Origin of the sequence: Bacillus sp. 522_BSPC, from assembly GCF_001076885.1 — a bacterium.
Taxonomy (GTDB): Bacteria; Bacillota; Bacilli; order Bacillales; family Cytobacillaceae; genus Niallia; species Niallia hominis.
Genome location: NZ_JVDT01000020.1, coordinates 1 through 24,918, shown reverse-complemented (window position 1 = coordinate 24,918; position 24,918 = coordinate 1). Strand labels below are relative to the sequence as shown.

Annotated in this window: 26 protein-coding genes; 5 read left to right on the top strand and 21 right to left on the bottom strand. The window is 34.7% G+C overall.

Annotation, left to right across the window (positions count from 1 at the left end):
• Nucleotides 1–75: 75 nt before the first annotated feature.
• The 11 genes from ADJ83_RS02045 to ADJ83_RS01995 form a co-directional block, all read right to left on the bottom strand.
• A complete protein-coding gene (locus ADJ83_RS02045; protein ID WP_031537365.1) occupies nucleotides 76–1,251 on the bottom strand; it encodes a GerMN domain-containing protein in 1,176 nt (391 codons plus the stop codon).
• Nucleotides 1,229–1,795 carry an RNA polymerase sigma factor SigX gene (sigX, locus tag ADJ83_RS02040; protein ID WP_109768976.1) on the bottom strand — a complete coding sequence of 189 codons (567 nt, stop codon included), beginning with the start codon at nucleotides 1,793–1,795 and terminating at the stop codon, nucleotides 1,229–1,231. Before sigX ends, ADJ83_RS02045 begins: the two co-directional genes overlap by 23 nt.
• A gap of 398 nt (nucleotides 1,796–2,193) precedes the next feature.
• Entirely contained in the window at nucleotides 2,194–3,966 is a 1,773-nt protein-coding gene (locus ADJ83_RS02035; protein ID WP_031537360.1) for an ATP-binding protein, read from the bottom strand.
• Entirely contained in the window at nucleotides 3,963–4,679 is a 717-nt protein-coding gene (locus tag ADJ83_RS02030) for a response regulator transcription factor (protein ID WP_031537359.1), read from the bottom strand. The genes ADJ83_RS02035 and ADJ83_RS02030 overlap by 4 nt, the downstream gene beginning before the upstream one ends.
• Nucleotides 4,680–5,044: 365 nt before the next feature.
• Nucleotides 5,045–5,773 (bottom strand): 23S rRNA pseudouridine(2605) synthase RluB, encoded by a 729-nt coding sequence (rluB, locus tag ADJ83_RS02025; RefSeq protein WP_031537358.1) that lies wholly within the window; start codon nucleotides 5,771–5,773, stop codon nucleotides 5,045–5,047.
• A 339-nt stretch (nucleotides 5,774–6,112) separates the two neighbouring features.
• On the bottom strand, nucleotides 6,113–6,646 hold the full coding sequence (locus ADJ83_RS02020) for a spore maturation protein (protein WP_031537357.1): 534 nt from the start codon (nucleotides 6,644–6,646) through the stop codon (nucleotides 6,113–6,115).
• A gap of 6 nt (nucleotides 6,647–6,652) precedes the next feature.
• The gene (locus tag ADJ83_RS02015; protein ID WP_031537356.1) at nucleotides 6,653–7,240 is read right to left on the bottom strand and encodes a nucleoside recognition domain-containing protein; all 588 of its coding nucleotides are present in this window, start codon (nucleotides 7,238–7,240) and stop codon (nucleotides 6,653–6,655) included.
• A complete protein-coding gene (locus ADJ83_RS02010; protein WP_031537355.1) occupies nucleotides 7,233–8,384 on the bottom strand; it encodes a D-alanyl-D-alanine carboxypeptidase family protein in 1,152 nt (383 codons plus the stop codon). The genes ADJ83_RS02015 and ADJ83_RS02010 overlap by 8 nt, the downstream gene beginning before the upstream one ends.
• A gap of 180 nt (nucleotides 8,385–8,564) precedes the next feature.
• Nucleotides 8,565–9,458: a superoxide dismutase gene (locus tag ADJ83_RS02005; RefSeq protein ID WP_031537354.1), complete on the bottom strand. Its 894-nt coding sequence runs from the start codon at nucleotides 9,456–9,458 to the stop codon at nucleotides 8,565–8,567.
• 266 nt (nucleotides 9,459–9,724) lie between these two features.
• Nucleotides 9,725–10,306: an SMC-Scp complex subunit ScpB gene (scpB, locus tag ADJ83_RS02000; RefSeq protein WP_031537353.1), complete on the bottom strand. Its 582-nt coding sequence runs from the start codon at nucleotides 10,304–10,306 to the stop codon at nucleotides 9,725–9,727.
• A gap of 4 nt (nucleotides 10,307–10,310) precedes the next feature.
• Complete coding sequence (locus ADJ83_RS01995) at nucleotides 10,311–11,063, bottom strand: segregation/condensation protein A (RefSeq protein ID WP_031537351.1); 753 nt, start codon at nucleotides 11,061–11,063, stop codon at nucleotides 10,311–10,313.
• Nucleotides 11,064–11,319: 256 nt separating this feature from the next.
• On the opposite strand from ADJ83_RS01995, the gene ADJ83_RS01990 reads away from it, so the two are divergent.
• A complete protein-coding gene (locus tag ADJ83_RS01990; protein WP_031537350.1) occupies nucleotides 11,320–11,835 on the top strand; it encodes a DUF309 domain-containing protein in 516 nt (171 codons plus the stop codon).
• An 86-nt stretch (nucleotides 11,836–11,921) separates the two neighbouring features.
• On the opposite strand, the gene ADJ83_RS01985 is transcribed toward ADJ83_RS01990, so the two are convergent.
• Nucleotides 11,922–12,287 (bottom strand): GNAT family N-acetyltransferase, encoded by a 366-nt coding sequence (locus tag ADJ83_RS01985; RefSeq protein ID WP_031537349.1) that lies wholly within the window; start codon nucleotides 12,285–12,287, stop codon nucleotides 11,922–11,924.
• Nucleotides 12,288–12,904: 617 nt separating this feature from the next.
• Between ADJ83_RS01985 and ADJ83_RS01980 the strand changes: the two genes are divergently transcribed.
• The gene (locus tag ADJ83_RS01980; RefSeq protein WP_031537348.1) at nucleotides 12,905–13,771 is read left to right on the top strand and encodes a DUF1002 domain-containing protein; all 867 of its coding nucleotides are present in this window, start codon (nucleotides 12,905–12,907) and stop codon (nucleotides 13,769–13,771) included.
• A gap of 245 nt (nucleotides 13,772–14,016) precedes the next feature.
• On the opposite strand, the gene lysA is transcribed toward ADJ83_RS01980, so the two are convergent.
• From lysA to ADJ83_RS01935, 9 genes are all read right to left on the bottom strand, one after another.
• Nucleotides 14,017–15,342, bottom strand: coding sequence for a diaminopimelate decarboxylase (gene lysA, locus ADJ83_RS01975; protein ID WP_031537347.1), 1,326 nt, complete (start codon nucleotides 15,340–15,342; stop codon nucleotides 14,017–14,019).
• A gap of 409 nt (nucleotides 15,343–15,751) precedes the next feature.
• A complete protein-coding gene (locus ADJ83_RS01970; RefSeq protein WP_031537345.1) occupies nucleotides 15,752–17,230 on the bottom strand; it encodes a spore germination protein in 1,479 nt (492 codons plus the stop codon).
• Nucleotides 17,220–17,792: a stage V sporulation protein AE gene (locus ADJ83_RS01965; protein WP_031537343.1), complete on the bottom strand. Its 573-nt coding sequence runs from the start codon at nucleotides 17,790–17,792 to the stop codon at nucleotides 17,220–17,222. Before ADJ83_RS01965 ends, ADJ83_RS01970 begins: the two co-directional genes overlap by 11 nt.
• A 28-nt stretch (nucleotides 17,793–17,820) precedes the next feature.
• Nucleotides 17,821–18,240, bottom strand: coding sequence for a stage V sporulation protein AB (locus tag ADJ83_RS01960; protein WP_031537342.1), 420 nt, complete (start codon nucleotides 18,238–18,240; stop codon nucleotides 17,821–17,823).
• Entirely contained in the window at nucleotides 18,230–18,850 is a 621-nt protein-coding gene (locus tag ADJ83_RS01955) for a stage V sporulation protein AA (RefSeq protein ID WP_031537340.1), read from the bottom strand. Before ADJ83_RS01955 ends, ADJ83_RS01960 begins: the two co-directional genes overlap by 11 nt.
• A 218-nt stretch (nucleotides 18,851–19,068) precedes the next feature.
• Nucleotides 19,069–19,827: an RNA polymerase sporulation sigma factor SigF gene (gene sigF, locus ADJ83_RS01950; protein WP_031537337.1), complete on the bottom strand. Its 759-nt coding sequence runs from the start codon at nucleotides 19,825–19,827 to the stop codon at nucleotides 19,069–19,071.
• 12 nt (nucleotides 19,828–19,839) lie between these two features.
• Nucleotides 19,840–20,280: an anti-sigma F factor gene (gene spoIIAB, locus ADJ83_RS01945; protein ID WP_031537335.1), complete on the bottom strand. Its 441-nt coding sequence runs from the start codon at nucleotides 20,278–20,280 to the stop codon at nucleotides 19,840–19,842.
• Between the two features lies 1 nt (nucleotide 20,281).
• Complete coding sequence (gene spoIIAA, locus ADJ83_RS01940; RefSeq protein ID WP_031537333.1) at nucleotides 20,282–20,632, bottom strand: anti-sigma F factor antagonist; 351 nt, start codon at nucleotides 20,630–20,632, stop codon at nucleotides 20,282–20,284.
• Between the two features lie 134 nt (nucleotides 20,633–20,766).
• On the bottom strand, nucleotides 20,767–21,930 hold the full coding sequence (locus ADJ83_RS01935) for a D-alanyl-D-alanine carboxypeptidase family protein (RefSeq protein WP_031537332.1): 1,164 nt from the start codon (nucleotides 21,928–21,930) through the stop codon (nucleotides 20,767–20,769).
• Nucleotides 21,931–22,122: 192 nt separating this feature from the next.
• Between ADJ83_RS01935 and map the strand changes: the two genes are divergently transcribed.
• The 3 genes from map (at nucleotide 22,123) to ADJ83_RS01920 (ending at nucleotide 24,821) form a co-directional block, all read left to right on the top strand.
• Nucleotides 22,123–22,869 (top strand): type I methionyl aminopeptidase, encoded by a 747-nt coding sequence (map, locus tag ADJ83_RS01930; RefSeq protein ID WP_031537331.1) that lies wholly within the window; start codon nucleotides 22,123–22,125, stop codon nucleotides 22,867–22,869.
• Nucleotides 22,870–23,001: 132 nt separating this feature from the next.
• Nucleotides 23,002–23,532: an RNA polymerase sigma factor gene (locus tag ADJ83_RS01925; protein ID WP_031537329.1), complete on the top strand. Its 531-nt coding sequence runs from the start codon at nucleotides 23,002–23,004 to the stop codon at nucleotides 23,530–23,532.
• Complete coding sequence (locus tag ADJ83_RS01920; RefSeq protein ID WP_031537328.1) at nucleotides 23,529–24,821, top strand: DUF4179 domain-containing protein; 1,293 nt, start codon at nucleotides 23,529–23,531, stop codon at nucleotides 24,819–24,821. The genes ADJ83_RS01925 and ADJ83_RS01920 overlap by 4 nt, the downstream gene beginning before the upstream one ends.
• Nucleotides 24,822–24,918: the final 97 nt, after the last annotated feature.

The window sequence follows — 24,918 nt, the reverse complement described above, 5'->3', positions numbered from 1 at the left end:
TTTATTTAAGAGCTAAATTAAAGATTGTTCGTCTTTAAAGATTAATTATTTAGTTTTGTCCCAGCCTCTTTCCCTTTATTCTTTTATATCCACTCTATTTGCAGCAACTGGAACAGCTAATTCTTTCGTTAATTGAAATTCACCAACTGCTTCAACTTTCGTATTCTCAAACTTAACTGTTGAGTATTTAAAGTCCTTTGCAGTTAAAAGGATAGATTCGATTGCATATAACGTCTTCTGATCCTCTTCCATTTTACTTTCATTTGACAAATGGACAATTAACTGCCTTTTCCCTTCGTCCTTTGAAACCTTATCAATATCAATTGTATCAGGGATTGATGCTGTTAATCCATGTGTTTCCATATCATCTTCCATTGCATCAAAAGCATTTTCAATTGTATCATAAGGTTTTTCCCAAGGTACATATAATGGTTTCTCTGTTGATTCATCTTGCAAAAGGAAGTAAGCACGTTTTTCCAGCGGACTATATTCAATAGTCGTTTCTTTTCGATTACCGAGCTCAACTCCTAGTTTTCCGTCTGTATAAAACATCATTTTCTTTGCACCAATTGTCTGCAATTGCTGCTGAATTAGTGTATTAAAAAAGTCCTCAGAATGTGAACCAATGTTCGTCAATTTTTGTTTCGTGTCTACTTCGATGGTATTATTACTTAAATGATAAGTAAACAGCTCTGGACTAATTGGAAAATAGTCACTTAACTGTTTATTAACACCAATCATTTTATCTATATTTTGAACATATAAATCAAACCTAGATAAATGATTCGGATTTTCAACTAAAATGCTAACAGGAACAATCACTTGGATATTTTGATCAGGAATTGGATAGGTTATTACCTCAGAATCACCTACGTCTTCATGATATATAGCAACTTTTGTAAGAGCCGGTGAGGCCATTTTCGTTTGCCGATCCGTAATTTCAGAATTTTGTATTTCATTTTCTTCTACCTTTTCGGACACACTATTTTTCATTAAAGCAGAATTATCAGCAACTTTACTTTCGCTCTCCAATGATTCATTGCTGTCCAAAAAACTTTGACTAATAATAAATAGAATCATCATTGTGCATACTGTCGCCAATATTGGCATGAATACTCTTGTTTTGTGAACAGATTTCTTTCTCATTTGGATAGTATGATAAATAAATTCCGGGCTCCGTTCATCTTTAATAGATGGCAATTGCTTAAGGGTTTGCTTGATTTTTTCATCATTCCACTTTTGTTTCGGCATAAGAATCCTCCTCCCCCCCGTTTTCCTCTAAAAAGGTCCGTAGTGCCTTTAATGCTCTGTGCTGTGTTGTTTTCACTTTACTTTCTGTCCATCCAAGTGTTTTCGCTGTCTCTGATATGGAAAGTTCTTGAATATATCGAAACACAATAACCATTTTCTGGTCTACTGTACAATATTGTAACGCATTGTAAACACTCTTCATTTCTTCCGATTGCATGGTAATTTCTTCTGGAAGAAATCCATCTGCTTTTATTTGCCGTTTGGACCAGTCAAACTTATCAATAATACGCTCTTTCCAATTCTTTTGTTTACGAAAATGGTCGATGGCAACATTTCTAGCAATACTAAATAACCAGGTTTTCTCCGTACTCTTACCCTCAAAGCGATGATAGGAATTTAGAACACGAATATAAACTTCTTGTACTAAATCTTCTGCCGTCTCCTTGTGATTTACCATATAAAATAAAAATTGAAAAACGTCATGATGATACTTAGTATAGATTTCATCAAAAACGGAGTTCATCTTTTCCCCTCCCCCGTTCAATATATTAGTCGTAATTTAGTGTCATTAGTTTCAGTATTTTATAATTAATTCTAGTTTCTTTTACTTATTCCTTATAATGTGCAACTATCATCAGTACTTTTTCTTCATCCCATACTGATAGTTGAAACATTTTGAGCACTCACATACAGTTGATCTCCCGCCTATTTTTCATGAAATTACTTAGCAAGCGTTCCGTCTTACAGAAGTTTAATAGTGGAATAAATATAATAAAAGGGGGTCAAGAAAAGTTTACCCTTACAAGTTATACTTGCATGTAGTAACATTCCTACATACAAAATGGAAAAATAGCTTGTAGGGTCAAAATCCTTCCATGACACCCCCATATGTTCTATTATGTTAAATTGTTTCTCATGAATCAAGAAGAATCGGCACTTTCTCTAATTTTCTTCTTTATTTCGAGGTAAAAAGATAAAAAATGTCGTCCCTCGACCATATTTACTGTAAACAGAAATATCGCCACCATGGGCGTCAATGATATTTTTTACAATAGCTAATCCTAGGCCAGTCCCTGCATTCCCTCTTGTTCTTGCTTTATCTGCTTTATAAAAACGTTCAAAAACATATGGCAAATCTTCCTCAGGAATACCTGCCCCTGTATCCTCCACTTCTATATATACTCCGTAATCATCAGAACGAGCACGTAAAGAAACAGTACCCTCACTCGGCGTATGTCGTAAACTATTATCCATTATATTGGTTAAAACTTGCTCGATACGATCTGGATCCAGCTCATATTCACCAATATCTTCTGAAATAAAAACAGTAAAAACTATTTCCTTCTCTTTCGCAATTGTTTTAAACTTTCTTGCAACGCGGTTTATAAAGCTATTTAAATCAACTTGTTCTTTCCTTAGTTCTAAATAGCCAGTTTCCATTCGGGCTAAATCTAGAAATTCATTTACTAAGCGCCCCATTCTTAATGACTCATCGTAGATTATCCGTGCCATTTCTCTCTTTTCTTCCTCTGATTCTGCAATATTATCTACAATTGCTTCACTATATCCTTGTAACATACTTATCGGAGTTCTAAGTTCATGAGAAATATTCGCAATAAAATCAATCCGCAACTTATCTAATTTCCGTTCCTCTGTCATATCGCGAATCACCACAATTGCTCCCCTAATATCCTTTTTATTATAAAGGGGACTAACAATCATAACCCAGTTTCTGCCTTGTAAAGTGATTTCATCTATCTGCTCGTTACCAGTATGGACGGCAAGCTGAAATAATTTCTTCAGTTCATTAGGAATTTGCGCATGCATATCACTTAATTCGCCTTTTTCATAATACCAGTGTTGCAAGAATTTTTCTGCTGGTGGATTGGTAAGGAGCAAGCTCCCATTTCGATTAAGTGTTAGTACCCCATCTGCCATTCCACTTAAAATATTGTCCAACTGTTCTTTTTCTTGGCTTAAGGCGTTCATATTAAAATGTAATCTTCTTGCCATTTCATTGAACGCAATCGAAAGTTCACCGATTTCATCTTGCGCCATTATAGGCACCTTTGTCGAAAAATTCCCTTGAGATACCTCAAAGGCAGCTTCTCTCATCTTTCTTAAAGGTGCAGTAATTCTTGTTAATAAGAAAAACGCAAATATCGTCGTTAAAATAATGGCAATAACAGCAGCTAATACGATAAATTTAGCTGTTGACTGCTTAGATTCATTCATCGATTGTAAAGACTGATAAATAAAAACAGCACCATCATTCCCATTAACGTGTAGGGGAGAACCTACGATAGCTATCTGCTCAGGTATATTATCCTTATTCTTCCATCTTGTCATCACAACGGTTGGCTCATTGCTTGATGCCACGTTTTGTAATGCTTCATTTTCTTCAATGTAAGAAACGGAGAGTTCCTGCAGACGACTCTCTGGATAATAATAAATTTGGTCAGGAGAAGAAATGATGATTGCTCCAGTCGAATGATCTAAAAGTTCCCCTACAATTTCTAATCCAGTCTGATTATTATGTTCTTTCATTATTTCTGATATTTTAGTTGCTGTATTGGTTAATTCAGTTTCCGTTTGCTCTGTATAATATTGCTCAAAATACTCCAGTAGCATGATTGTAAGAATCGTTAAAACAACGGAAACCAGCAATAAAAAGGTTATCCAAAGCTTAAATACTACGCTTCGCCAAAACTTCATCCATTGTTAACCTCAAACTTATAGCCTACTCCCCAAACAGTAACAATCATGCTAGCTGCCTCTTCCGAAACGCGATTAAGCTTTTCTCTTAATCTTTTAACATGTGTATCCACTGTTCTTAAATCACCAAAAAATTCGTAATGCCATACTTCTTTTAATAGTAATTCTCGATCAAATACCTTATCTGGAGCCTTAGCTAGGAAATATAATAGTTCATATTCCTTTGGAGTTAAGCTTACTTCTTTACCGCTAGCTAATACACGATGTGCATCATGATCAATGGTTAATGCTGGAAATATGATGACGTCCTTTGATGAGCTGTCACTTTGTTCAAATGTAGTGGTGGTTGAACGTCTCAAGAGAGCTTTTACTCTTAAAACTACCTCTCTAGGACTAAATGGCTTTACAATATAATCATCTGTACCAACTTCAAATCCTTGAACTCTATTTACTTCTTCCCCTTTAGCAGTAAGCATGATAACAGGAGTAGTTTTTTTCTCTCTTAACTCCTTGCATACCTCCATACCATCTTTTCCAGGCATCATCAGATCGAGTAAGATAACATCATAATCAGTGTTTAATGCCTTAGAAAGAGCGCTCACTCCATCTTCCGCTTCCTCTACTGTAAACTCTTCTCTTTCTAAGTACATTTTTAAAAGACGTCTAATTCTTTCTTCGTCATCTACCACTAGGATTTTAATTTCCTTCTCCATCGTTCATACCTCCTAACAAAATACACGAAACGATTTATTGTCCTATTATGTTTCGTATGTAACATGTATAAATAAATGCAATGTATCTTATGGACTATTATTTATACTGCAGTTTTCCAATTAAATAGTAAATTATTTAGGTGATTTCTCTTATTTGTCACATTTATTATAGCATTATTATCATGCAGATATTGTTATCATCCATTGCCATATGTGACACTTTTATGAACTTTTGTTGAATTACCCATTTATAACAGAACAAATGAGAAAGCTTTTTCTGATATTCAGTGAATAAATAGAAGCAGCAGAGGAAAGTCATTGTATTAAATAAACTCTCTCCTGCTGAAATCATATATATGGTATACTTACCCCTTCTTTTTCTGTGCTTCTGCTCTCAATAACTTCACTTCATGTGCTGTAAGTTCCCGAGCATCTCCAGATTGTAAACCATTTAAATTTAAGAAAGAATATCTTTCTCTTTTTAATTTCATAACAGGTGTTCCAATCGCCTCAAACATTCTTCTTACTTGACGATTTCTTCCCTCATGAATTTTCAACTCAACGATACTTGTTCCTTTTTTCTTATCGACAGACAGGATTTTCGCTCTTGCTGGAGCAGTTTTTCCATCCTCTAGCATAATGCCTCTTTCCAATTGCTTTACTTTTTCCCGCGCTGGTATTCCTTTCACTTTAGCAACATAGACTTTTTCAATTTCACCCTTTGGATGCATCATTAAATTAGCAAATTCTCCATCGTTCGTTAACAAAATAATGCCAGATGTATCATAGTCTAGGCGTCCAATTGGATAAATTCTTGCTTTTATTTCAGTGAAATAATCTGTGACGACTTTTCTCCCTTTATCATCATTAACACTAGAGATTACTCCTCTTGGTTTATATAGTATGAAATAAACAGGTTCTTCTCTTTCTACAGGGATGCCACTTACTTCAATTTTATCGTTAGAACCGACTTTTACGCCTAACTCTTTAACTGTTTTTCCATTAACCCTTACTTTTCCTTCAAGGATTAATTCCTCTGCTTTTCTTCTTGATGCAATTCCTGCATGTGCAATTACTTTTTGTAGTCTTTCCAACTCTATCACCTCATCCAATTTCTCAACAGTAAAAAATGATTGATCGTTTTTATAAAGTATTTCTAAATGTTTATCCTATTTTATTAGTGTCAATTTATTAGAAAATAGACTAATTCAAAACGCTTGATCGTTCTTTTTTTGCCATTCCTATGAATTATGACATAAATTGATGAAATTTCAAAGAAATCTTTGAAATTAGGGGGTGCTACTCATTAAATACTGCCAAAATTAAAAACCATTTTTAGAACTCACTTAGAGAGAATCTGGTAAACTAAAAAACAAAAAAAATGCCTTAAGACAAAGTTCCTAAACAAAAACTTCACCTAAGACATTTTGTTGTTATTTTCCAAACATTAAAGTTACCACAACAATAGCAGCGATAAATCCAACAAGATCTGCTAGTAATCCGACTTTTAGGGCGTCCCCCATCTTCTTTATCCCTACAGCACCGAAATAAACGGTCAATACATAGAGGGTTGTATCTGTGCTTCCTTGTATGACAGAAGCAAGCCTTCCAATAAATGAATCAGGTCCATAGGTAGAAATTAGATCGCTTGTCATTCCTAATGCCGCATTTCCTGAAATCGGTCTAATAATGGCAAGTGGTGCTACTTCAGATGGAACCCCGATAAAGTCTAATACCGGCTTGAGAAAGCTCATAAAATACTCTAATGCCCCAGATGCACGAAAAATAGAGATTGAAACGAGCATTCCTACTAAATATGGAATAATGGAGAAAGCAATCTGAATTCCTTCTTTTCCACCTTCTACAAAGCTTTCATAAGTTGGAACTTTTTTAAATGTCCCATACAGTAAAATAAACCCAATGAGGGAAGGAATCATCCACAATGAGATTAAAGAAATTATTTCCATCACTCATCACCCTTTCCGCATTCTCTTATGGTAAAAATAGCGGTCAATCAAAATCCCACCAATACAAGAGAAAATGGTTGCGATAATGGTTGGTCCTACTATATCTGTTGGAGATGCAGAATGATAGTTCATTCTAATTGCAATAACCGTTGTCGGAATTAAAGTTATACATGATGTGTTTAGGGCAAGAAAGGTAATCATACTGTTACTGGCTGTATTCTTGCCTCCATTTAATCTTTTCAACTCTTCCATTGCTTTAATTCCTAATGGTGTTGCCGCATTCCCTAATCCAAATATATTTGCAATCATATTCGATAATATATACCCCATTGCAGGGTGATTCTTTGGAACCTCTGGAAATAGCTTTGCTACAATTGGCCTAAATAGGTTTGTAAGTTTTCGGAGCAAGCCTGCCTGCTCCGCTATTTTCATCATTCCAAGCCAGAAAACAAGTACACTAATCAGGCCAATACATATTGTCACTGCTTCTTTTGCCCCAGAAAAAATTGCTTTATTAACCTCATCCATTGTCCCATTAATAGCTGCAAAAACAATGCCAATTATAGCAAGGGCAGCCCAAATATAATTAACCATCCTTGCCAACCCCAGTCATTGCCATAAACATATTCTTGAAATAATCTAAAAAGCTTTTGGTTTCTTTGTTCTTAGCATGTTTAAAATGAATAGGGACACTATCAACAAGCTTATCATCTAAATATATTTTTGCTTCACCAACTATTTCAGGTACATCCTCCTGATTTCTTTGCCAGTCTTCCTTTAGTTTTGTTAGTTTATACTCTACCTTAAATAAATCTTCCTCTTTCTTTGTCACAGGGAATTCAACAGCTGATTTTAAATAAATTTTATTTTTATAGAACTTATCTTTAACTGCTTTTATTTCCCCTTCCTCTAATACCTGTACCATTTTATATTGCTTAAAAGCCGTTTCAAACAGATTGATATGATCGTCCCAGTCATCAGGATCATTTAAAGTGACAGCAATATATGACACTCCATCCTTTTCAGCCGTACTAACTAACGTTCTTTTTGCTCTCTTCGTATAACCAGTTTTTCCTCCAGTTGAATATTCATAAAGACTTGTTAATAGTTTATTTTTATTTTTCCAGACACGATCCCATTTATCATTGGAGCTTTCAGAACGATAGCTTTCTGTTCCAGCAATTTTTTTATATGTATCATTGTTCATTGCATAGCGGGTAAGTAATGCCATATCATATGCTGAAGAATAGTGGTCTTCATGATCATCAAGTCCATGAGGGTTAGCAAAATGCGTGTTTTTCATTCCGATTTCTTCTGCCTTTTGGTTCATTAAATAGACAAATCCATCTAAACTTCCACCAACAGTTTCCGCAATTGCAACTGCAGCATCATTTCCTGAACGAAGCATTAAGCCATATACTAAATCCTCTAATTTAATTTTTTCCCCTTCTTGTAGATAGATAGACGATCCTTCTGTTTTTATGGCCGTACTACTGACAGTCACAGTCTTATCCAATTTTCCAGACTCAATTGCAAGAATGGCTGTCATTATTTTTGTTATACTGGCAATTCTTCTTTGCGTATATGCATCCTTTTCAAAAATAACTCGTCCAGAATCTTGTTCCATTAAAATAGCACTTTGAGCGCTCACGTACATTTGTGCACTGCTTTTTTGTGGAATAGCAAGGAACAGAATGGAGGTAATGATAGTAAAAATAATAATTTTACGTGATTTCATTTAACACAACCTCGTCTCCTTTTATGATTTGTACAAGTTTATGAAAAGAAAGACAGGCATATGACTATAATTCATGCTTTACTAGGAAATAAAAAATATGCAGCCCAGTATACTGCGCTACATACCAAAGATAGCTTTATATTTTTTTACATCTTTTTGCAAATTTACTAGGCTTTCCAGTTAATAAGGTCTCCACTTTAATTCACTTGCTTTTAAAAATCTGTTTTCAACATCTTTCCAATTAACGATATTCCACCAATTTTCTACATACTTTCCTCTATTATTTTTATACTGTAAATAGTAAGCGTGTTCCCAAACATCTATTACTAATAATGGAATGGTATCCCATTGTGTTAAAAGCATATGACGCTCAGATTGAAGAACTTCTAAATGCCTTGCTCTTGGAGACCATACTAAAAGCGCCCAGCCAACACCCTCTACCGCTTTCGCTGCTTCTGTAAAGTGCAGCTTAAATGCTTTGTAACTACCGAAATAATCCTTTATCTCTTCCAATAACGCCCCTTTTGGCTCCCCACCGCCATTGGGACTCATATTACTCCAAAAAATCGTATGGAGATAATGTCCTGAACCATGAAAAGCAAGCTCTCTAGACCAATGTTTCACAAGTGTAAAATCATTATCCTTTCTTGCTTCTTTCAACTTTTCCTCTGCCTTGTTTAGCCCATCCACATAGGATTGATGATGTTTCTGATGATGCAACTCCATTATTTCTTTTGAAATATAAGGCTCTAGTGCATCATAAGCATAAGGTAGTCTTGGCAATTGATGTTTCCCAACGGCTATGTTTGGCTCCTTCATAAATATTGTTCCAAGCTGTTGTCTTTGTGCAAAATAGCTTTCCATCTGATCATGGAGCTCCTCTGCCTCGTGTTGTATTTTAATTAATTCTTCTGTTTCAATGGGTCTTCTTTGAACCCCTTCCATTAAATACGAAAACTTATCAAGCCTTTTCCATATACTTTCTTCCTTTTGTACTTCTTCTGCCTCTAATAAGCTTTTTAATTGCTGGTTCCAAATCAACACATTTCTTACATATTCATTATAACTACTCATCTATATGTCAACTCCATTCCTTCGAAAATCGTTCTTATAAAAGGTATGACAATAAAGGTGGCATCATGTCTTTAAAATGCAGTCAGCGCATATCTTCTAGGACAGTAATTCTATTAAAAAACATAATACACGCTTTCTGCGGGTGATAACCAAAAGCGTCTATTCGAAAAAATAAAAAACCCAAACAATTATACGAAATTTTTGTTAACATCTCGTATAATTGTTTGGGTTTATATTTGGTCGGAATACTTAAGTACCAGCGTTTTTTAATCTTCTATTTGCTGAAAAGATTCAAAAAACAAATCTGCTTCTTCTTGATTAAACTCTTCTTCTTTTTCTGTTAATGGAGGAAGTTCTCCTAAATTCTTCAAGCCAAAATGATCTAAAAATTCCTTTGTTGTTCCATAAAGGATTGCTCTTCCTGCCCCATCTGCCCTACCAACTTCTTTAATTAGCGCTTTAGCAGCCAGTGTATGAAGTGGTCTTTCTGTTTTAACCCCTCGTATATCCTCAATTTCCGCCCTTGTAATTGGCTGTTTATAGGCTACGATTGCTAACGTTTCTAATGCAGCCTGCGATAAAGTGGAAGCATGGGGAGATTCCACTAACTTCTTTAAATAATCCGAATGCTCCTTCTTTGTGGCGAATTGATAAGTATCAGCTATTTCAATAATGGAAATTCCTCTGGATTTATCTTTACGATAATTTTTAATTAACTCATCTACTAATTGTTCGACCTCTAATTGCTCCAAATCTAGGACATGCATTAATTGCTTGATCGTTAATCCTTCATCTCCGGCAGCAAATAAAAGACTCTCAACAATCGCTTTCCAGTCATTCACTTTCAACCTTTTATTCAACTTCCTTTCCCATTACAAAAATATCTGCGAAGTTTCCTTCTTGTTCCACAAATATTTGTCTTCGCTTTAAAAGTTCTAGTATAGCCAAAAAAGTCACTACAATATGTGATTTTGTCGCAACTGGAAAAAGTTCATCAAAAGATGTTCTCCCTTTTCTATTACGTAAGAAACCAACAATTTCATCCATTCGACTTTCAATCGGTATTTCTTGCCTCGTGATTTTTGTTGCAAGTGGCGCCTGCAACTTTTTTCGTTTAAGCAATTTTTGAAAGGCAGCTAGCATATCATATAAAGAAACATCTAATTCTTGCTTTGCCATTTCCTCGGTCTTTAAGCTGAAATCTGATAAATCACTCGGAGGTTTTGTAAATATAAGCCCTCTTTCTAATTCCATCTCTTTTAAATCGTCGGCTGCCTCTTTAAATTTCCGATATTCTACTAACCTTTCAATTAAGTCTTCTCGTGAATCCTCTTCCGGTTCATAGATCATATCGTCATCAAGTAAATCTTCCTCGTGCTTTGGCAAGAGCATTTTGCTTTTAATTGCTAGAAGCGTTGCTGCCATCACCAAGAATTCACTTGCTACATCTAATTGTAAAACCTGCATAGCATGAACATAATCTAAATATTGTTCGGTAATTTCTGCTACGTTAATATCATAAATATCAATTTCCAATTTATTGATTAAATGAAGAAGCAAATCTAGCGGTCCTTCAAAACTATCAATTTTCACATTATACTGCATCATTCTCACCAAAATCCTAATAGAATACCCTTAACTTAATAATGATAGTATTAGTATAGAGGAAACACAATAGTTATCCAACAGAAAAATCATCCAATTCACTATTTTATAGCTTATCATTACATTTTTTTTCATTTATCGATATAATAACAACCATATAAATAGCATTTTCCAAGCTTAATTATTAATATAATGAAAGTTATGTACAATGTTGGCTTTTATCTTTAAGCCCAGCCTAATAATAAAGGAGACGATTATGTATCCAAAAGAATATCTGCAATTTCTTGTTCATTTTCATGGGGATCAAGATTTTTTTGAGTGTCATGAAATATTAGAAGAATACTGGAAAAAGGTCGATTGTCGGAATAAGGAATCCATTTGGGTAGGATTCATCCTCATGGCCGTCTCTGCCTATCATCATCGAAGGGAAAATTTCAAAGGGGCACATAAAACAATCATGAAAAGCAGGAAGCTTTTAGAAAAACACAAAGAAGGCTTACATGTGTTAGGACTTGATGGGGAAGGCTTACTCTATTTATTAAGGCAACAAGAAAAAAATATCGCGCAAACCCTTTTATTTCGTCCTTATCCGTTACCTATTTCTGATTCCCACCTAGAAAAACAATGTAGAAAGTTGGCACACTCCATGGAAATCAGCTGGAATAACCAAAAAGATATCCCCATAGAAATTATACATCGCCATTTAAAACGTGATAGAAGCCTCGTTATCCAGGAGCGCGAAGAGGCTATTCAGAAGCGTCAAAGAGAATAGGCACTATTTTTAGCCAATTAAAAAGAGACTATTTCAGACAGGAAAAACGTTAGATGTTTTTTCCACAACTGAAACAGTCTCTTCTACTATTTATCTACTTGAACACCATCGCTACACTTAGATAAAAAATTCACAATTAATTCATTTGATTTCATTGTACGATTAGGATAAAGCCCTTTAACAGCCTGTACCATGGATTTCCCAACACCTTGGTGTCTATGAGATGGATTTACAGATATATGATGAATCGTAATAGAAGCTTCGTCTTCAAAAATAACACCGATTAAACCAATAATATCTTCTTCATCTTTCCACAGAAATAATTGCCAGTTTTCATCCGTCTCATATTGTTTAATTGTTTGTTGTAATACTTTTAAATCTTTTTCTGTAGGCATAAAAGATAATAATCCCATTGCAATCTTTTCAAATGCCTTTTTATATCGAATAATCATTAATATCCCTCATTATTTTTAAAACATAGTCATTAACAGTTTTCCCATCAAGAATAAGATTCAATCAATCTTTCCTGATCTAAAATCAAAAAAATATTCATCTGCACCGAAGTTGCCACGAATTTATTATCATCTTCTTCCCTCTTTTGCAAGAATTATCTAGGACCGGCCAAAAAAAATTATATATGTTATTGGTTCTATCATACATAAATTAGTGATATTCTTCAATGAAAATCTTATAAGCATTAGGATTCATTACCACATATGCCCAATTACCTAATTTCTTTTAACATTCTTTCTAATTCTTACACCAATAAGCTTCCTTTTTAACAAGTAATGTAAACGTAAATACTCGATGTTAAAACTCTAGTTAATACTATATAAAATATGCACGCATCTACAAAAAAGCTACAAAAAACTTTATTTTTTCAAGCATTATGGAGAATAATAAAGGGAAAGAAAAAACAATATGACTATAAATAGGAAACTTATTACTATTTATATACGTCTATTAGATATAGTCACTTGATATTAAGTAACTATATGCTATTTCTAAGAGATGGGCATATAGTCTACTTAAAACTAGTACATCAGAAGGAAATACAGGAGGGAATTAAATGAAAAAAAATAAAATACTACTATTGATACTTGCATTCTTACTAGTGTTACCAATACCAGCTTACGCAGATGTTGCAGTAGGCGATATGATTGTTACACTAGGTGAGAATTTAACAACAGAGCAGAAGCAGCTTTTATTAACCGAAATGAATGCTCCTGAAGATGCCGAAATCATAACAGTTTCCAATCAAGAAGAACATCAATATTTAGGAAATTATATCTCAAAATCGTTAATTGGTACTAGAGCGATTTCCTCTTCTGCGATTACAATTGGGGACAAAGATACTGGTATTCAAGTAACAACGAAAAATATAAACTGGGTTACTGATGAGATGTATATTAATGCATTAATAACTGCAGGTGTAAAAGATGCAAAAATTTATATTACCGCTCCTATTGAGGTTTCAGGTACTGCTGCCTTAACAGGTATTATTAAAGCATATGAGGTGTCAACCGATACCGTAATCCCCGAAGACGTAAAACAGGCAGCAAATGAAGAAATGGTAGAAACAGCTAATTTAGGAGAAGATATTGGACAAGAAGAAGCTACTGCTCTAATGGCAAAAATTAAAGAACAGATAGCGGAGGAAAAACCACAAACGGTTGAAGAGGTACAAACAATCATACAAGATTCTGCGAAAGAATTAAATATCACTTTAACAGATGAGCAGTTACAGAGCCTTATTTCTTTCTTTAATAAACTAAAAGAGATTAACATAGACTGGAATCAAGTAGGAAATCAACTAAGTGAAGCGAAAGATAAACTCACTGGATATTTAGAAAGCGAAGAAGGAAAAAGCTTCTTATCAAAGATTAAAGAAGTCTTTGCAAGCATAGTGGATGCAATTAAGTCTTTCTTTTCTTAATGAGCCACAAAAAATCCGGACAACCATACGAAATTTCTGTATAGTTGTCCGGATCTTTTATTTGCTTGATAAAAGGCTGCTTCGGTATTGTTCCATTACACACCGGTAGCCAATGGAGCGACTTCATTTTTCTGCCTGACTATTTTAAAAAACTTAGATAACCAGTATGAGAAAGTAGTTTTAATTAAGCACTATATTTGAGATTTTTCGTCTTTATAGATTGGCTATTTAATTTTTTCCAACCTCTATTTTTTTAAAGAAGCAGCTTCTTTATACGGTAAATCTAATCGTAATAAATCTTCAAATGTTTCTCTTTTCACTACTAATCTTGCTTCCCCGTTTTCCACAAAAACTACTGGAGGTCTTGGAATCCGATTATAATTATTTGCCATGGAATACCCATACGCACCAGTACAGAATACAGCAAGGACATCTTTGTCATCCGCCTTTGGTAAAGGCAAGTCCCAAATAAGCATATCACCTGATTCACAGCATTTCCCTGCAATTGAAACTGTTTCATCTGGTGTTTGTAGAGGCTTATTTGCAAGAACCGCTTCATATTTTGCTTGATATAAAGCAGGACGAATGTTATCACTCATTCCTCCATCAATCGCTAAATAATTTCTGACATTTGGGACTTCTTTTCGTGAACCAATTTGATATAGTGTAGTCCCAGCATCTCCTACAAGAGATCTTCCTGGCTCAATCCATATTTCTGGCATTTTCATATTCAGATAGCTTACTTGTTCTTTAACTTCCTTAATGATTACTTCTACATATTCAGCGGGCTTGATTGGTTGGTCTTCCTCTGTATAGCGAATACCAAAGCCACCACCTAAATTTAAGACCTGTGACTCAAATTCATGCTTCGCTTTCCAATCTGTTAAATGCGCCATTATTTTTTTTGCAGCAAGTACAAAACCTGTTGTATCAAAAATTTGGGAGCCAATATGGCAATGAAGTCCTAAAACTTCTAAAAATGGTGACTCTTTCGCCTTCAACAAAGCGGCCTCTGCTTGTCCATTCTGCAAGTCAAATCCAAACTTTGAATCTTCCTGCCCTGTTAATATATAGTCATGCGTATGTGCTTCAATGCCAGGAGTTACCCTTAAAAGAATAGACACTTTTGTCTTTTTTTCTTCACATAATTGATGAAGCATTTCAAGTTCATAAAAGTTATCAACGACAATACAGCCAATCTTATAATCGATTGCCATCAATAGCTCCTCTTTACTTTTATTATTCCCATGAAAATGTATTCTTTCTACAGGGAAATCAGCAGCAATAGCTGTATATAATTCACCACCAGAAACAACATCCAATGATAAGCCTTCCTCATTTGCTAGCTGAACCATTGCAATCGTAGAAAAGGCCTTACTTGCATAAGCAACTTGCGCTTTCACACCTAATTGGTCAAACGTTTGCTTAAACCCTCTAGCTCTTTCTCTAATTAATTCAACATCATAAATGTAAACTGGTGTTCCAAATTTTTCGACTAATAAAAGCGTATCTACGCCACCTATTTCAAGATGACCAGCATCATTTACTTTTGAAGTTCCGTAATAGTGCATTGATTCCCCTCTATTCTTCCATAAAATATTATAAATGCTCCTAATCACAAACAGACAGTCTAAAGAAAGCACTTGTCTGTTTGTGAAACTTATTTCTATCCCGTCAGGAAGGCCATAACACTCACCATCAAATCACGATTTAAAAAGATTGAAGAGGAATACAGCTCGTAAAAAACGATTCATTTTAACTAACATTTCAAGTTAGATAAAATGCCAATTGATTGAAGTTTCACATTATTATTAGCTCACTTTAATTATCCAAATGTACCATAATTTCAGGCAATTCTCAATAGCTGATCTTCTAATTTTACCAAAGAGAACGGACAGTTATTCACTCTCTAAGGAGCTTTAAATAATCTGCCCGTTCTCGCTCACTACTATTCAAGAATCAAATTGCCTCATTTTTTGCTTACGGCTGCTTAAAACGATCTTGTGGATGTAAATGACTAGGTCTAATTCTGTTACCTGGAACCGTACGGCGTAAAAGAATTTGTGCAAAGGCTTTTGGATAAAAAGGGATAAACGGCCATAAATAAGGAACATTTAATGTTCTTGTCCGGATTAGGAATAAAAGATAGACAGTTATTCCAATAAAAAAACCTGGTGTATGGAATATTGCTACAACTATTAATAAAATTAATCGTACAATTTTGTTCGCTATTCCTAACTCATAACTAGGTGTAGCAAAGTTACCAATTGCCGCAACAGACACATAAAGAATAACCTCTGGAACAAATAAACCTACATCTATTGCGATTTGTCCAATTAGAACTGCGGCAATTAGTCCCATTGCGGTTGACAGTGGTGTTGGCGTATGAATGGCTGCAATCCGCAAAAATTCTAATCCTAGATCTGCAATAAAGATTTGGACGACAATTGGAATATTTGTTGTTTCATTTGGTCCAATAAAAGATAGTCGCTCTGGTAATAAGGATGGCTCTAATACAACTAAAAACCAAAGAGGAAGGAAAAAAATCGAAGCAAAAACACCTAAAAATCTAACCCATCTTATAAAGCTACCAATTAATGGTGCTTGCCTATACTCTTCTGCATGCTGTAAATGATGAAAAAAGGTTGCTGGTGTAATAATGACACTTGGGGATGTATCTACATAGATAACCACATGTCCTTCTAATAAATGAGTCGCCGCTACATCCGCTCTTTCGGTATATCTAACTAGAGGATATGGATTATAGCTTTGCTTTAATAAAAATTCCTCAATTGTTTTATCCGCCATCGTTAATCCATCTGCTTTAATATTTTTCAGCTCTTTTATGACAATGTTAATTAAATCAGGATCTGCTACTCCATCAATATAACCAACAGCAATATCTGTTTTAGAGCGCTCTCCTACTCTCATAATTTCAAAGCGTAATCGCTCATCTCTAATTCTTCTTCTTGTAATGGCTGTATTTACGATAATATTTTCAACAAAACCATCTCGTGAACCACGAACTACCTTTTCTGTGTCTGGTTCTTGTGGCATTCTTCCTGGATAGCTTCTGACATCTACCACTAACCCATGATTATAGCCTTCTACCACAATGGCAATTAATCCTGAAAGTACTTGATCTACTAATTCATCCATTTTTTCAATCGGCTGTACACTTTGATGAACAAGTTGATTTTCCACAATATCAAATATATTTCTAGCTTGTGATTTTCTATCTGTATCATTTAAGAATAATAGCTGTTCTAATAATTCAGCAATTAAGACACTGTCACATAGTCCATTCACATAATATAAATGGACTTGTTTTTGCATTACCTTTATTTTGCGGACTCCTAAATCAAAACTCGTACCAAGTCCGACCCGGTCTTTCATATATTTTTCCACATTATCTAAATCTTCGTATATCTGCACCTTTTTTTCAGTCTTACTGCTCATAAAAACCACTTCTTTCTAATATATATTCAACTGCTTTTCTCGTAATCGGTGCTCCTTTTTCATAAGAATCTTTTTTCCCCATTTTCCCAATGTCGCCAATCCCAACTACAAGTGGTAAGTTTAACTCATCTAAGACATATACAGTATCTCCATTCACTCTTCCCAATTCGATTTCAGGAATTCCATATTTATCGACACCATAGGGAGTCAGTTCTCCATCTTGGTCAATCGCAACATCAATTTTCGTCCATTCTTCTCTTCTCGTCCTGCTTGCCACTGCAATAACTCCCAACACTTCTATATCAGGATGTGTAGCTATGTATTTCAATGCTTTTTCACCAGTACCTTCTCCAACAAACCCACTATCATCAAACATAACTAACACCGGATCCTGTTTGGCTTGCTTAATAAGACTTAAAATTTCCTTGCCGCTATGCTGGCTAGGATTACCAAATGAAGTAGATATACATCTCCCGCCTACTTCCTTTGCTACAATCTCAACGGCTCTTTTGGCATACTCATCTCCATCTGTAATAAGGATTACTTTTCTCCTATTATTCATTCTTTATACTTCCTTTCCGTTTCTAATATTATGGAATAAAATAGATCCAATGAAACAAGGAGCCAAAGATCTTACCAAAAACAAGAGCCATCATTAAAATTAATAATCGATCGTCAATTCCAATTCTTTTAGCTAAAAGGGGAAAAACATCTAAAACCTCTGTTAATGCGGCCGCAATCATTCCCACATATATTCCATCTGCCAATCCTATTAGAATAAGGAGAAAAGCCGGTAAAGAAAAAGTAGGTTCTTGTAAAAATGCGATTGTACCTAAAACAGCTCCTAAAACAGCAGCCCATTCATATGCATAGATTTTACTGAAGGTTTTAGTCAATTGTGTCAGCCTAGGAATAATGCCAAATACAGTTAAAAAAGCAACATATCCAGCACCAACCGTAATTCCCCAGGCTAGCCCTACAAAAATCACAAAAAGAATACTAATGATCATCTACTTTTTTAATACTTTCTTTATTTTCATGCATAATCATATATTGATCTAGGGACTGCTGATAGTTAAACACTTCTACTTCTAACGGGCTCGGCTCTTCATTTAGGCGCTTTTTAAAAACATGATTAAAAAATATTACCATTCCAAGTCCTAATCCGATTGAATAAGGTATTTGAAAAATTAATGGTTTTTCTATTTCCTTACCGGTAATCATCATATAAATGCGCTGATGAACCGTCTGCATACTTACATCTTCATGGAAATTCATAATCGTCAATCCAGACCCAATAAACAGCAACAACCACACTAGTATAAAAAACGGAAGGGCTACTTTTTTCTTTTCAAAAACTACCTCTATAATTGTTTGCGCAGGGCCAATCAATTGAATTTCCAGGTCTTTATATCGCTTTTTTATCTCACGGATAAGTCGTGTACTGTCTATGATAATAATATTCTTATCCTGTTCTGTTATATGGTAAAGACATACATTTTTTAGTGACGACAGCAGTTCATCTGTGGCAATGATTTGCGCAAGATCCTGTAGGAATATCCGTTCATCTGACTTTTTTTGAATACGATGCCTCATCCGAATATATATCGTCTCTGCCATAAGTTCCACGTCCTAACACACATTGTTTTCCTATTAAATGTAGTATTCGATAATCTTTTATAAAATATGATGGACTTCTAAGTGGTAATTTTTTCTTCAACCATATAATACTCCTACTCTCGATCCATTCCTCTCAATATATTGCTGTTCATTTCTTACGTAAAGCCAAATAAAAAAGTCGACAATCCTCCTATATGGAGATTTGCCGACTTTCCCATTTATAAATCCATCTGATCTTTCATTTGCAGTAAAATCTTTTTTTCTAGCCTAGAAACCTGCACTTGAGAAATACCTAGCCTTGTTGCTACTTCTGACTGTGTTTGATCTTTATAATATCTTAGATAAACAATCAGACGTTCTCTTTCATCTAATTCACGGATTGCTTCCTGCAAAGCAATCTTATCAAACCATTTGCCTTCATTGCCATCATCGATTTGATCCAATAAAGTAATAGGATCCCCATCATTTTCATAAACTGTTTCATGAATGGAGGATGGCGTTCTTGCTGCTTCTTGCGCGAGAACGATATCTTCTGGAGGTATATCTAAAAACTCAGAAAGTTCCCCAACTGTTGGTGTTCTGCCGTATTGCTTCGATAATTCGTCCTTCGCCTTACGAATTTTATTGCTTAATTCTTTTAACGATCTGCTTACCTTTACTGTTCCGTCATCACGGATAAATCGTTGAATTTCTCCAATAATCATTGGAACAGCATAGGTTGAAAATTTAACATCATAGCTTAAATCAAATTTATCCACTGATTTTAATAGACCGATACATCCAATTTGAAATAAATCATCTGGATCATAGCCTCTATTTAAAAACCTTTGCACGACTGACCAAACAAGACGCATATTTTTCTGAACGATTGTATCTCTTGCTGACTGATCTCCATCTTGGCTTCGTTTTATTAAGTCTTTGACTTCATGGTCTTTTAGATACGTTTCCTTCTTATCTTTCTTTACCTCCACATCCATAGACGATTCTCCTTAATTGCTTAGCATTTTGCTATTCATTAAATGCTTACGCAGACGAATCTCTGTTCCGCTATCTGGACTTGATTGAATTTCGATATCATCCATAAAGTTTTCCATGATGGTGAATCCCATACCAGATCGTTCAAGCTCTGGCTTTGTCGTAAATAATGGCTGTCTTGCTTCCTCTACATCGAAAATTCCTTTCCCTTCATCCCTGATCGTTAAATCAATGTATGAATCTTCTAATATAACCGAAATATAAACAATTCCACTTGGATCATTTTCATATCCGTGAATAATGCAGTTTGTCACTGCTTCTGATACAACTGTTTTAATTTCTGTTAATTCATCCATTGTAGGATCAAGCTGGGCTATAAAAGCTGCTACCGTCACACGTGCAAACGATTCATTCTGGCTCAGAGCACTAAATTGAATATGCATTTCATTTCTCATTTTAAGCTACCCCCAATCGTTGTAGGGCAAATTCTTCATTTGTTTCTAGCTTCATAATTTTAAACATACCTGACATATCAAATAAGCGCTGTACACTAGGGGAAATAGCACAAATTACCATTTCTCCTCCAAGCTGCTTTATTTGCTTGTATCTGCCCAAGATAACACCTAAGCCAGAACTGTCCATGAATGTTAAGTTTTCAAGATTTAACACAATGTGACGAATATTATAGCTCTCTATGGCAGAAGTTGCTTTTGTACGCAATTCTTCCGCATAGTGATGATCCAATTCCCCAGATAGACGTATACAAAGTACATTGTTCTTTACTTCCAACTCAATATTAAGACTCACAAGAATAGCCTCCTTATTTGGTTTAAAGAAACTATTCTAGATTTATATAGCTTTTCCTTCTCCACAGACAAAACTAGTGTTCATTCGCTAAAAAAAGAAGGAATACAAATTATTTCGACAAGATGGAAAAAAGATTATTCTGTTTTTGTAAACATACCTGCTGATCGTTTAAATAACGTCCACCATTTTGCTTGTTTTACTTCTTTTTGAGCAACCAATGGACTTGTAACTAATGTTTTACCATCTTGCTTATACGTAATTTCTCCAATTTCTTGTCCTTTTTGAATGGGAGCTTTTAAGTTTTTATTCATGGTAATTACTTTTTCTAACTTATCTATTTGCTCCCCTTTTTTCGTTAGGATGGAAATAGGTTCACTAGTTACCGCCGTTACTTCTTTTTCTGAACCTTTGCTTACCTTTACTTTACCAATTGCCTCTTCTCGTTTATGCAATGGATGTGTTTCATATTGACTAAATGCGTAATCAAGCATTTTGGTTACTTGAGCATTTCTTTCTTTAGATGTTGGCGCACCGAAAACAACTGCAATTACTCGCATTCCATTTTTCATAGCAGTTGCTGTTAAACAGTATTTAGCTTCAGCTGTAAATCCAGTTTTCAATCCGTCTACTCCTGGGTAAAACTTCACAAGACGATTCGTATTAACGAGCCAAAACTTTTTATCTGTATCTTCCCTTAAATAATCTTCATAGGTACCGGTGAATTTTGTAATATCTTCATATTTCAATAGCTCTTTAGCCATAAGCGCCATATCTTTTGCAGAACTGTAATGATCTGCTACCGGCAATCCTGTCACATTTTGAAACTGAGTACTTTCTAAGCCTAATTCTTTTGCTTTTTTATTCATTAAATGAACAAATTCCTCTTCAGAGCCTGCTAGTCTTTCTGCAACAGCTACTGCTGCATCATTTCCTGAACCAATAGCAATTCCTTTTAGCATTTCCTCTGTTGTCATTTCTTCTCCTGGTTCTAAGAAAATTTGCGAGCCTCCCATAGATGCCGCATGCTCACTTGTACGAATTTTCTCGTCTAGCTTTAATTTACCTTGATCAATCGCTTCCATAATAAGAAGCATTGTCATTATTTTCGTCATACTTGCTGGGGGAAGCTTTTCCTCGCTGTTTTTTTCATACATGATTGTTCCTGTATCACGATCAATTAAAATGGCTGATTTTACATTATCAACTAGCTCTTGCTTTTTCTCAGCTGCTAATGTGCTTGGTGCCAAAATTGATGTCATAAAGCAGGTAATGATTAACATTGATATGATGCGTTTCATCTATTGACCCTCCATTCTATATAGCCTCCATTTTTTCCAAAAAAGACAAGTTTATACAGCCAATCAGGAATATTCATAAAATAATTAGAATAGCCCTAAATGAAGATAGAAAGAGTAGTGCATATTATAGGAAAAGTTAGGCTAGTTTGTTGATCTAGGTTATAATTAATGGAGATTAAAGGAGGAAAACAATTGATTCATTTAAAAACACCAGAGCAAATTGCAAAAATGAAAAGAGCAGGAGAAATTCTTGCAGATTGTCATAAAGAAATAAAAAAATTAATCAAACCAGGCATTACGACCGAAGAAATTGATGTGTTTGCCGAAAACTTTATTTTACAAAGAGGCGCCACTCCTGAACAAAAAGGGTATCATGGTTATCCTTTTGCAACATGTGCATCCATAAATGATGTGATCTGTCACGGTTTCCCTTCCAAAACAATCTTAAAAGACGGAGATATTGTTACGATAGATATGGTAGTAAACTTAGATGGATGGCTTGCTGATTCTGCCTGGTCTTATCCCGTAGGAAATGTCTCAGCAGATGCAAAAAACTTATTAAAAACAACAGAAGAAGCCTTATACATAGGAATAGAACAAGCGGTGATTGGAAACCGAGTGGGAGATATCTCTCATACCATTCAAACGTTCGCAGAAGCTAAAGGGTATGGCGTAGTTCGAGATTTTGTCGGGCATGCAATTGGAAAAGAAATGCATGAACTACCTCAAATTCCCCACTATGGTCCTCCAAAAGTAGGGACACCTCTTAAAGAGGGAATGGTTATTACAATTGAACCGATGTTAAATATCGGCATGTATCATGCCAAGGTTGATTTAGACGGATGGACAGCACGAACAGTTGATGGAAGTCTATCAGCACAATATGAACATACTATAGCTATTACAGCTAATGGACCGGTTATTTTAACAAAACAATAAACATACTCCCAATGGCTTCCTTTTCGCCATTGGGTTTCTTTTTTTTACAATCTATACTATCCCCTTTTTATTTTTTATAAAAAAATGAACTTTTTATACAGAAAAATACTCCTATATATGAGAGGTGAACGCATGAATGAGAAAAAACTCGTACAAAAGGCAAAAAAGCAAAATAAAAAAGCTTTACTTCAGTTAGTAATGCAACAAAAGGATGATTATTATCGTTTAGCCTATTCATATATGAAGAATCCACATGATGCAATGGATATAATGGAAGAAATGATTATCATCTTGTATGAGAAAATTGGGCAACTAGAAAAAATCGAATCCTTCTATAGCTGGAGCAAGACCATTTTAGTAAACCTTTGTAAAACAAAATTAAAAAAACAGCATAAAGAGTTACTTGTCGATGATATTGAGCTCCACTCTAGTACAACTCAAACAACAGACCCCTATAAATATAAAGCAGAGACGATAGATATAGAACAACTGCTATCATCCTTAAATCCATATCAGGCGGAAACAATTAAATTAAAATACCTACACGATTTAGATAATGCAACCATTGCAAAAATCACGAATGTCTCTGTTGGAACGGTAAAATCACGAATTCACCATGGATTAAACCTATTAAAAAGGGTCTATGGGAGGCATGATGTATGAACTCAATTGAACAGAAATTATTAGAGGAACAAAAGAAGTTAACAGACATAACTGCACCTCCAGAATTAGAACAAAGACTAGCGCAAGCGCTTTATGCTAAGCAAGTTAAATTTTTTCCTTTTAAGCGATGGGTCCCATTATCAGTAGCCGCTATTGTCTTAGTCATTTTTATTACTTACCAATCAAATGCGATTGCTTATTACGGTAAAAAGCTATTAGGGTTTGATACGCTTATGACCCAATCATTAAAAGATTTAAACGAAGATGGATTCGGTCAAAATATAGAGCAATCTTTTTTATTAGAAAATGGTACTACATTAACGATCAATGGACTTATGTCTGATGAAAATAGATTGGTTGTCTATATTACATTAGCAAATGAAGAAGGTTTACCAGATGATTTAGATCGTATTTTTACCCCTCAGAGCATTACTGGCTTTTTTACGAACGCCAATATTAATAGCTCTTACTATGAAATAAGTGATGATAAAACAAAAATGACGGGAATTTTACAATATGATTCTATTAATGCTTTTTCAAAAAAACTTAAGCTACAATACTATTACTGGAAAAATGATACCGAAATAATCGAGGGGGCGGTTACTTTTCCCTATAATCACAAAGAAGCATGGCAAACAAAAATGAAGCAATCTATTAATAAAAAATTAAAAGTCGATAAAGGAACGGTTAATTTTAAAACCATTACAGCGACCCCCACTCAAACAGTAATAGAAGGAACATTTAATGTCGAGAATTATGACCGTCTCAGTCATGGATTTGACGGAGTGGAACTTATTGTCAATGGCCAGCCCCTCCCATTAGAAGGCTACAGTAGTTCTTCATCGTTTGGTAAAAATAATGCTTTTTCCATTGAATATGGTGGGTTACCTGAAGATGTAGATTCACTCGAAATCCATATGAAAAACTTTATTGGATATAAAGAAATAAATAAATCGATTTCTCTTACAGGAAAAGAAGTAAATAGAGTAATATCATTTGAGAATGGTGAATTAACAATAAATAACATCCAATTAAATGATGAATTGAATATACGGATCTCAACGAGTGATTCCATTTTATTGGATAAAGTAAGTTTTATTAATGAGGAACAAAAAAAGATTCCGCTAAAAACAACAATTAATCAACAATTAACAAAAACCAATGATGAAACGATTCTAAATATGCGAACTTTAGTATTTAAGACAAAATCTACGCCTCTAGAACTTCATATTGGTGGATTGCATTATATGAAAGAGTATAATAAAAAAATAGATATTCCCTTAGAATAAACGAAAAGACTCACAAAGTATCAGCTATGAAACATAAAATAGCCTCATACAATTTGAGGCCACTGAAAAAGTGAATTACCTGGTGAATCGGTAGTTA

What these genes read in the sequence shown, in the direction of transcription:
- ADJ83_RS01960 (WP_031537342.1), bottom strand. Translation starts at nt 18,240, where the DNA reads ATGATCATTAGTATTCTTTTTGTGATTTTTGTAGGGCTAGCCTGGGGA.
- ADJ83_RS01985 (WP_031537349.1), bottom strand. Translation starts at nt 12,287, where the DNA reads ATGATTATTCGATATAAAAAGGCATTTGAAAAGATTGCAATGGGATTA.
- ADJ83_RS01970 (WP_031537345.1), bottom strand. Translation starts at nt 17,230, where the DNA reads ATGAGCAGTAAGACTGAAAAAAAGGTGCAGATATACGAAGATTTAGAT.
- ADJ83_RS02005 (WP_031537354.1), bottom strand. Translation starts at nt 9,458, where the DNA reads ATGAGTAGTTATAATGAATATGTAAGAAATGTGTTGATTTGGAACCAG.
- spoIIAB (WP_031537335.1), bottom strand. Translation starts at nt 20,280, where the DNA reads ATGAGAAATGAAATGCATATTCAATTTAGTGCTCTGAGCCAGAATGAA.
- ADJ83_RS02030 (WP_031537359.1), bottom strand. Translation starts at nt 4,679, where the DNA reads ATGGAGAAGGAAATTAAAATCCTAGTGGTAGATGACGAAGAAAGAATT.
- ADJ83_RS01965 (WP_031537343.1), bottom strand. Translation starts at nt 17,792, where the DNA reads ATGAATAATAGGAGAAAAGTAATCCTTATTACAGATGGAGATGAGTAT.
- ADJ83_RS01990 (WP_031537350.1), top strand. Translation starts at nt 11,320, where the DNA reads ATGTATCCAAAAGAATATCTGCAATTTCTTGTTCATTTTCATGGGGAT.
- lysA (WP_031537347.1), bottom strand. Translation starts at nt 15,342, where the DNA reads ATGCACTATTACGGAACTTCAAAAGTAAATGATGCTGGTCATCTTGAA.
- ADJ83_RS01955 (WP_031537340.1), bottom strand. Translation starts at nt 18,850, where the DNA reads ATGGCAGAGACGATATATATTCGGATGAGGCATCGTATTCAAAAAAAG.
- sigF (WP_031537337.1), bottom strand. Translation starts at nt 19,827, where the DNA reads ATGGATGTGGAGGTAAAGAAAGATAAGAAGGAAACGTATCTAAAAGAC.
- ADJ83_RS01925 (WP_031537329.1), top strand. Translation starts at nt 23,002, where the DNA reads ATGAATGAGAAAAAACTCGTACAAAAGGCAAAAAAGCAAAATAAAAAA.
- ADJ83_RS02015 (WP_031537356.1), bottom strand. Translation starts at nt 7,240, where the DNA reads ATGGTTAATTATATTTGGGCTGCCCTTGCTATAATTGGCATTGTTTTT.
- ADJ83_RS02045 (WP_031537365.1), bottom strand. Translation starts at nt 1,251, where the DNA reads ATGCCGAAACAAAAGTGGAATGATGAAAAAATCAAGCAAACCCTTAAG.
- ADJ83_RS02035 (WP_031537360.1), bottom strand. Translation starts at nt 3,966, where the DNA reads ATGAAGTTTTGGCGAAGCGTAGTATTTAAGCTTTGGATAACCTTTTTA.
- ADJ83_RS01980 (WP_031537348.1), top strand. Translation starts at nt 12,905, where the DNA reads ATGAAAAAAAATAAAATACTACTATTGATACTTGCATTCTTACTAGTG.
- ADJ83_RS02020 (WP_031537357.1), bottom strand. Translation starts at nt 6,646, where the DNA reads ATGGAAATAATTTCTTTAATCTCATTGTGGATGATTCCTTCCCTCATT.
- ADJ83_RS01920 (WP_031537328.1), top strand. Translation starts at nt 23,529, where the DNA reads ATGAACTCAATTGAACAGAAATTATTAGAGGAACAAAAGAAGTTAACA.
- ADJ83_RS01935 (WP_031537332.1), bottom strand. Translation starts at nt 21,930, where the DNA reads ATGAAACGCATCATATCAATGTTAATCATTACCTGCTTTATGACATCA.
- ADJ83_RS01995 (WP_031537351.1), bottom strand. Translation starts at nt 11,063, where the DNA reads ATGCAGTATAATGTGAAAATTGATAGTTTTGAAGGACCGCTAGATTTG.
- ADJ83_RS02010 (WP_031537355.1), bottom strand. Translation starts at nt 8,384, where the DNA reads ATGAAATCACGTAAAATTATTATTTTTACTATCATTACCTCCATTCTG.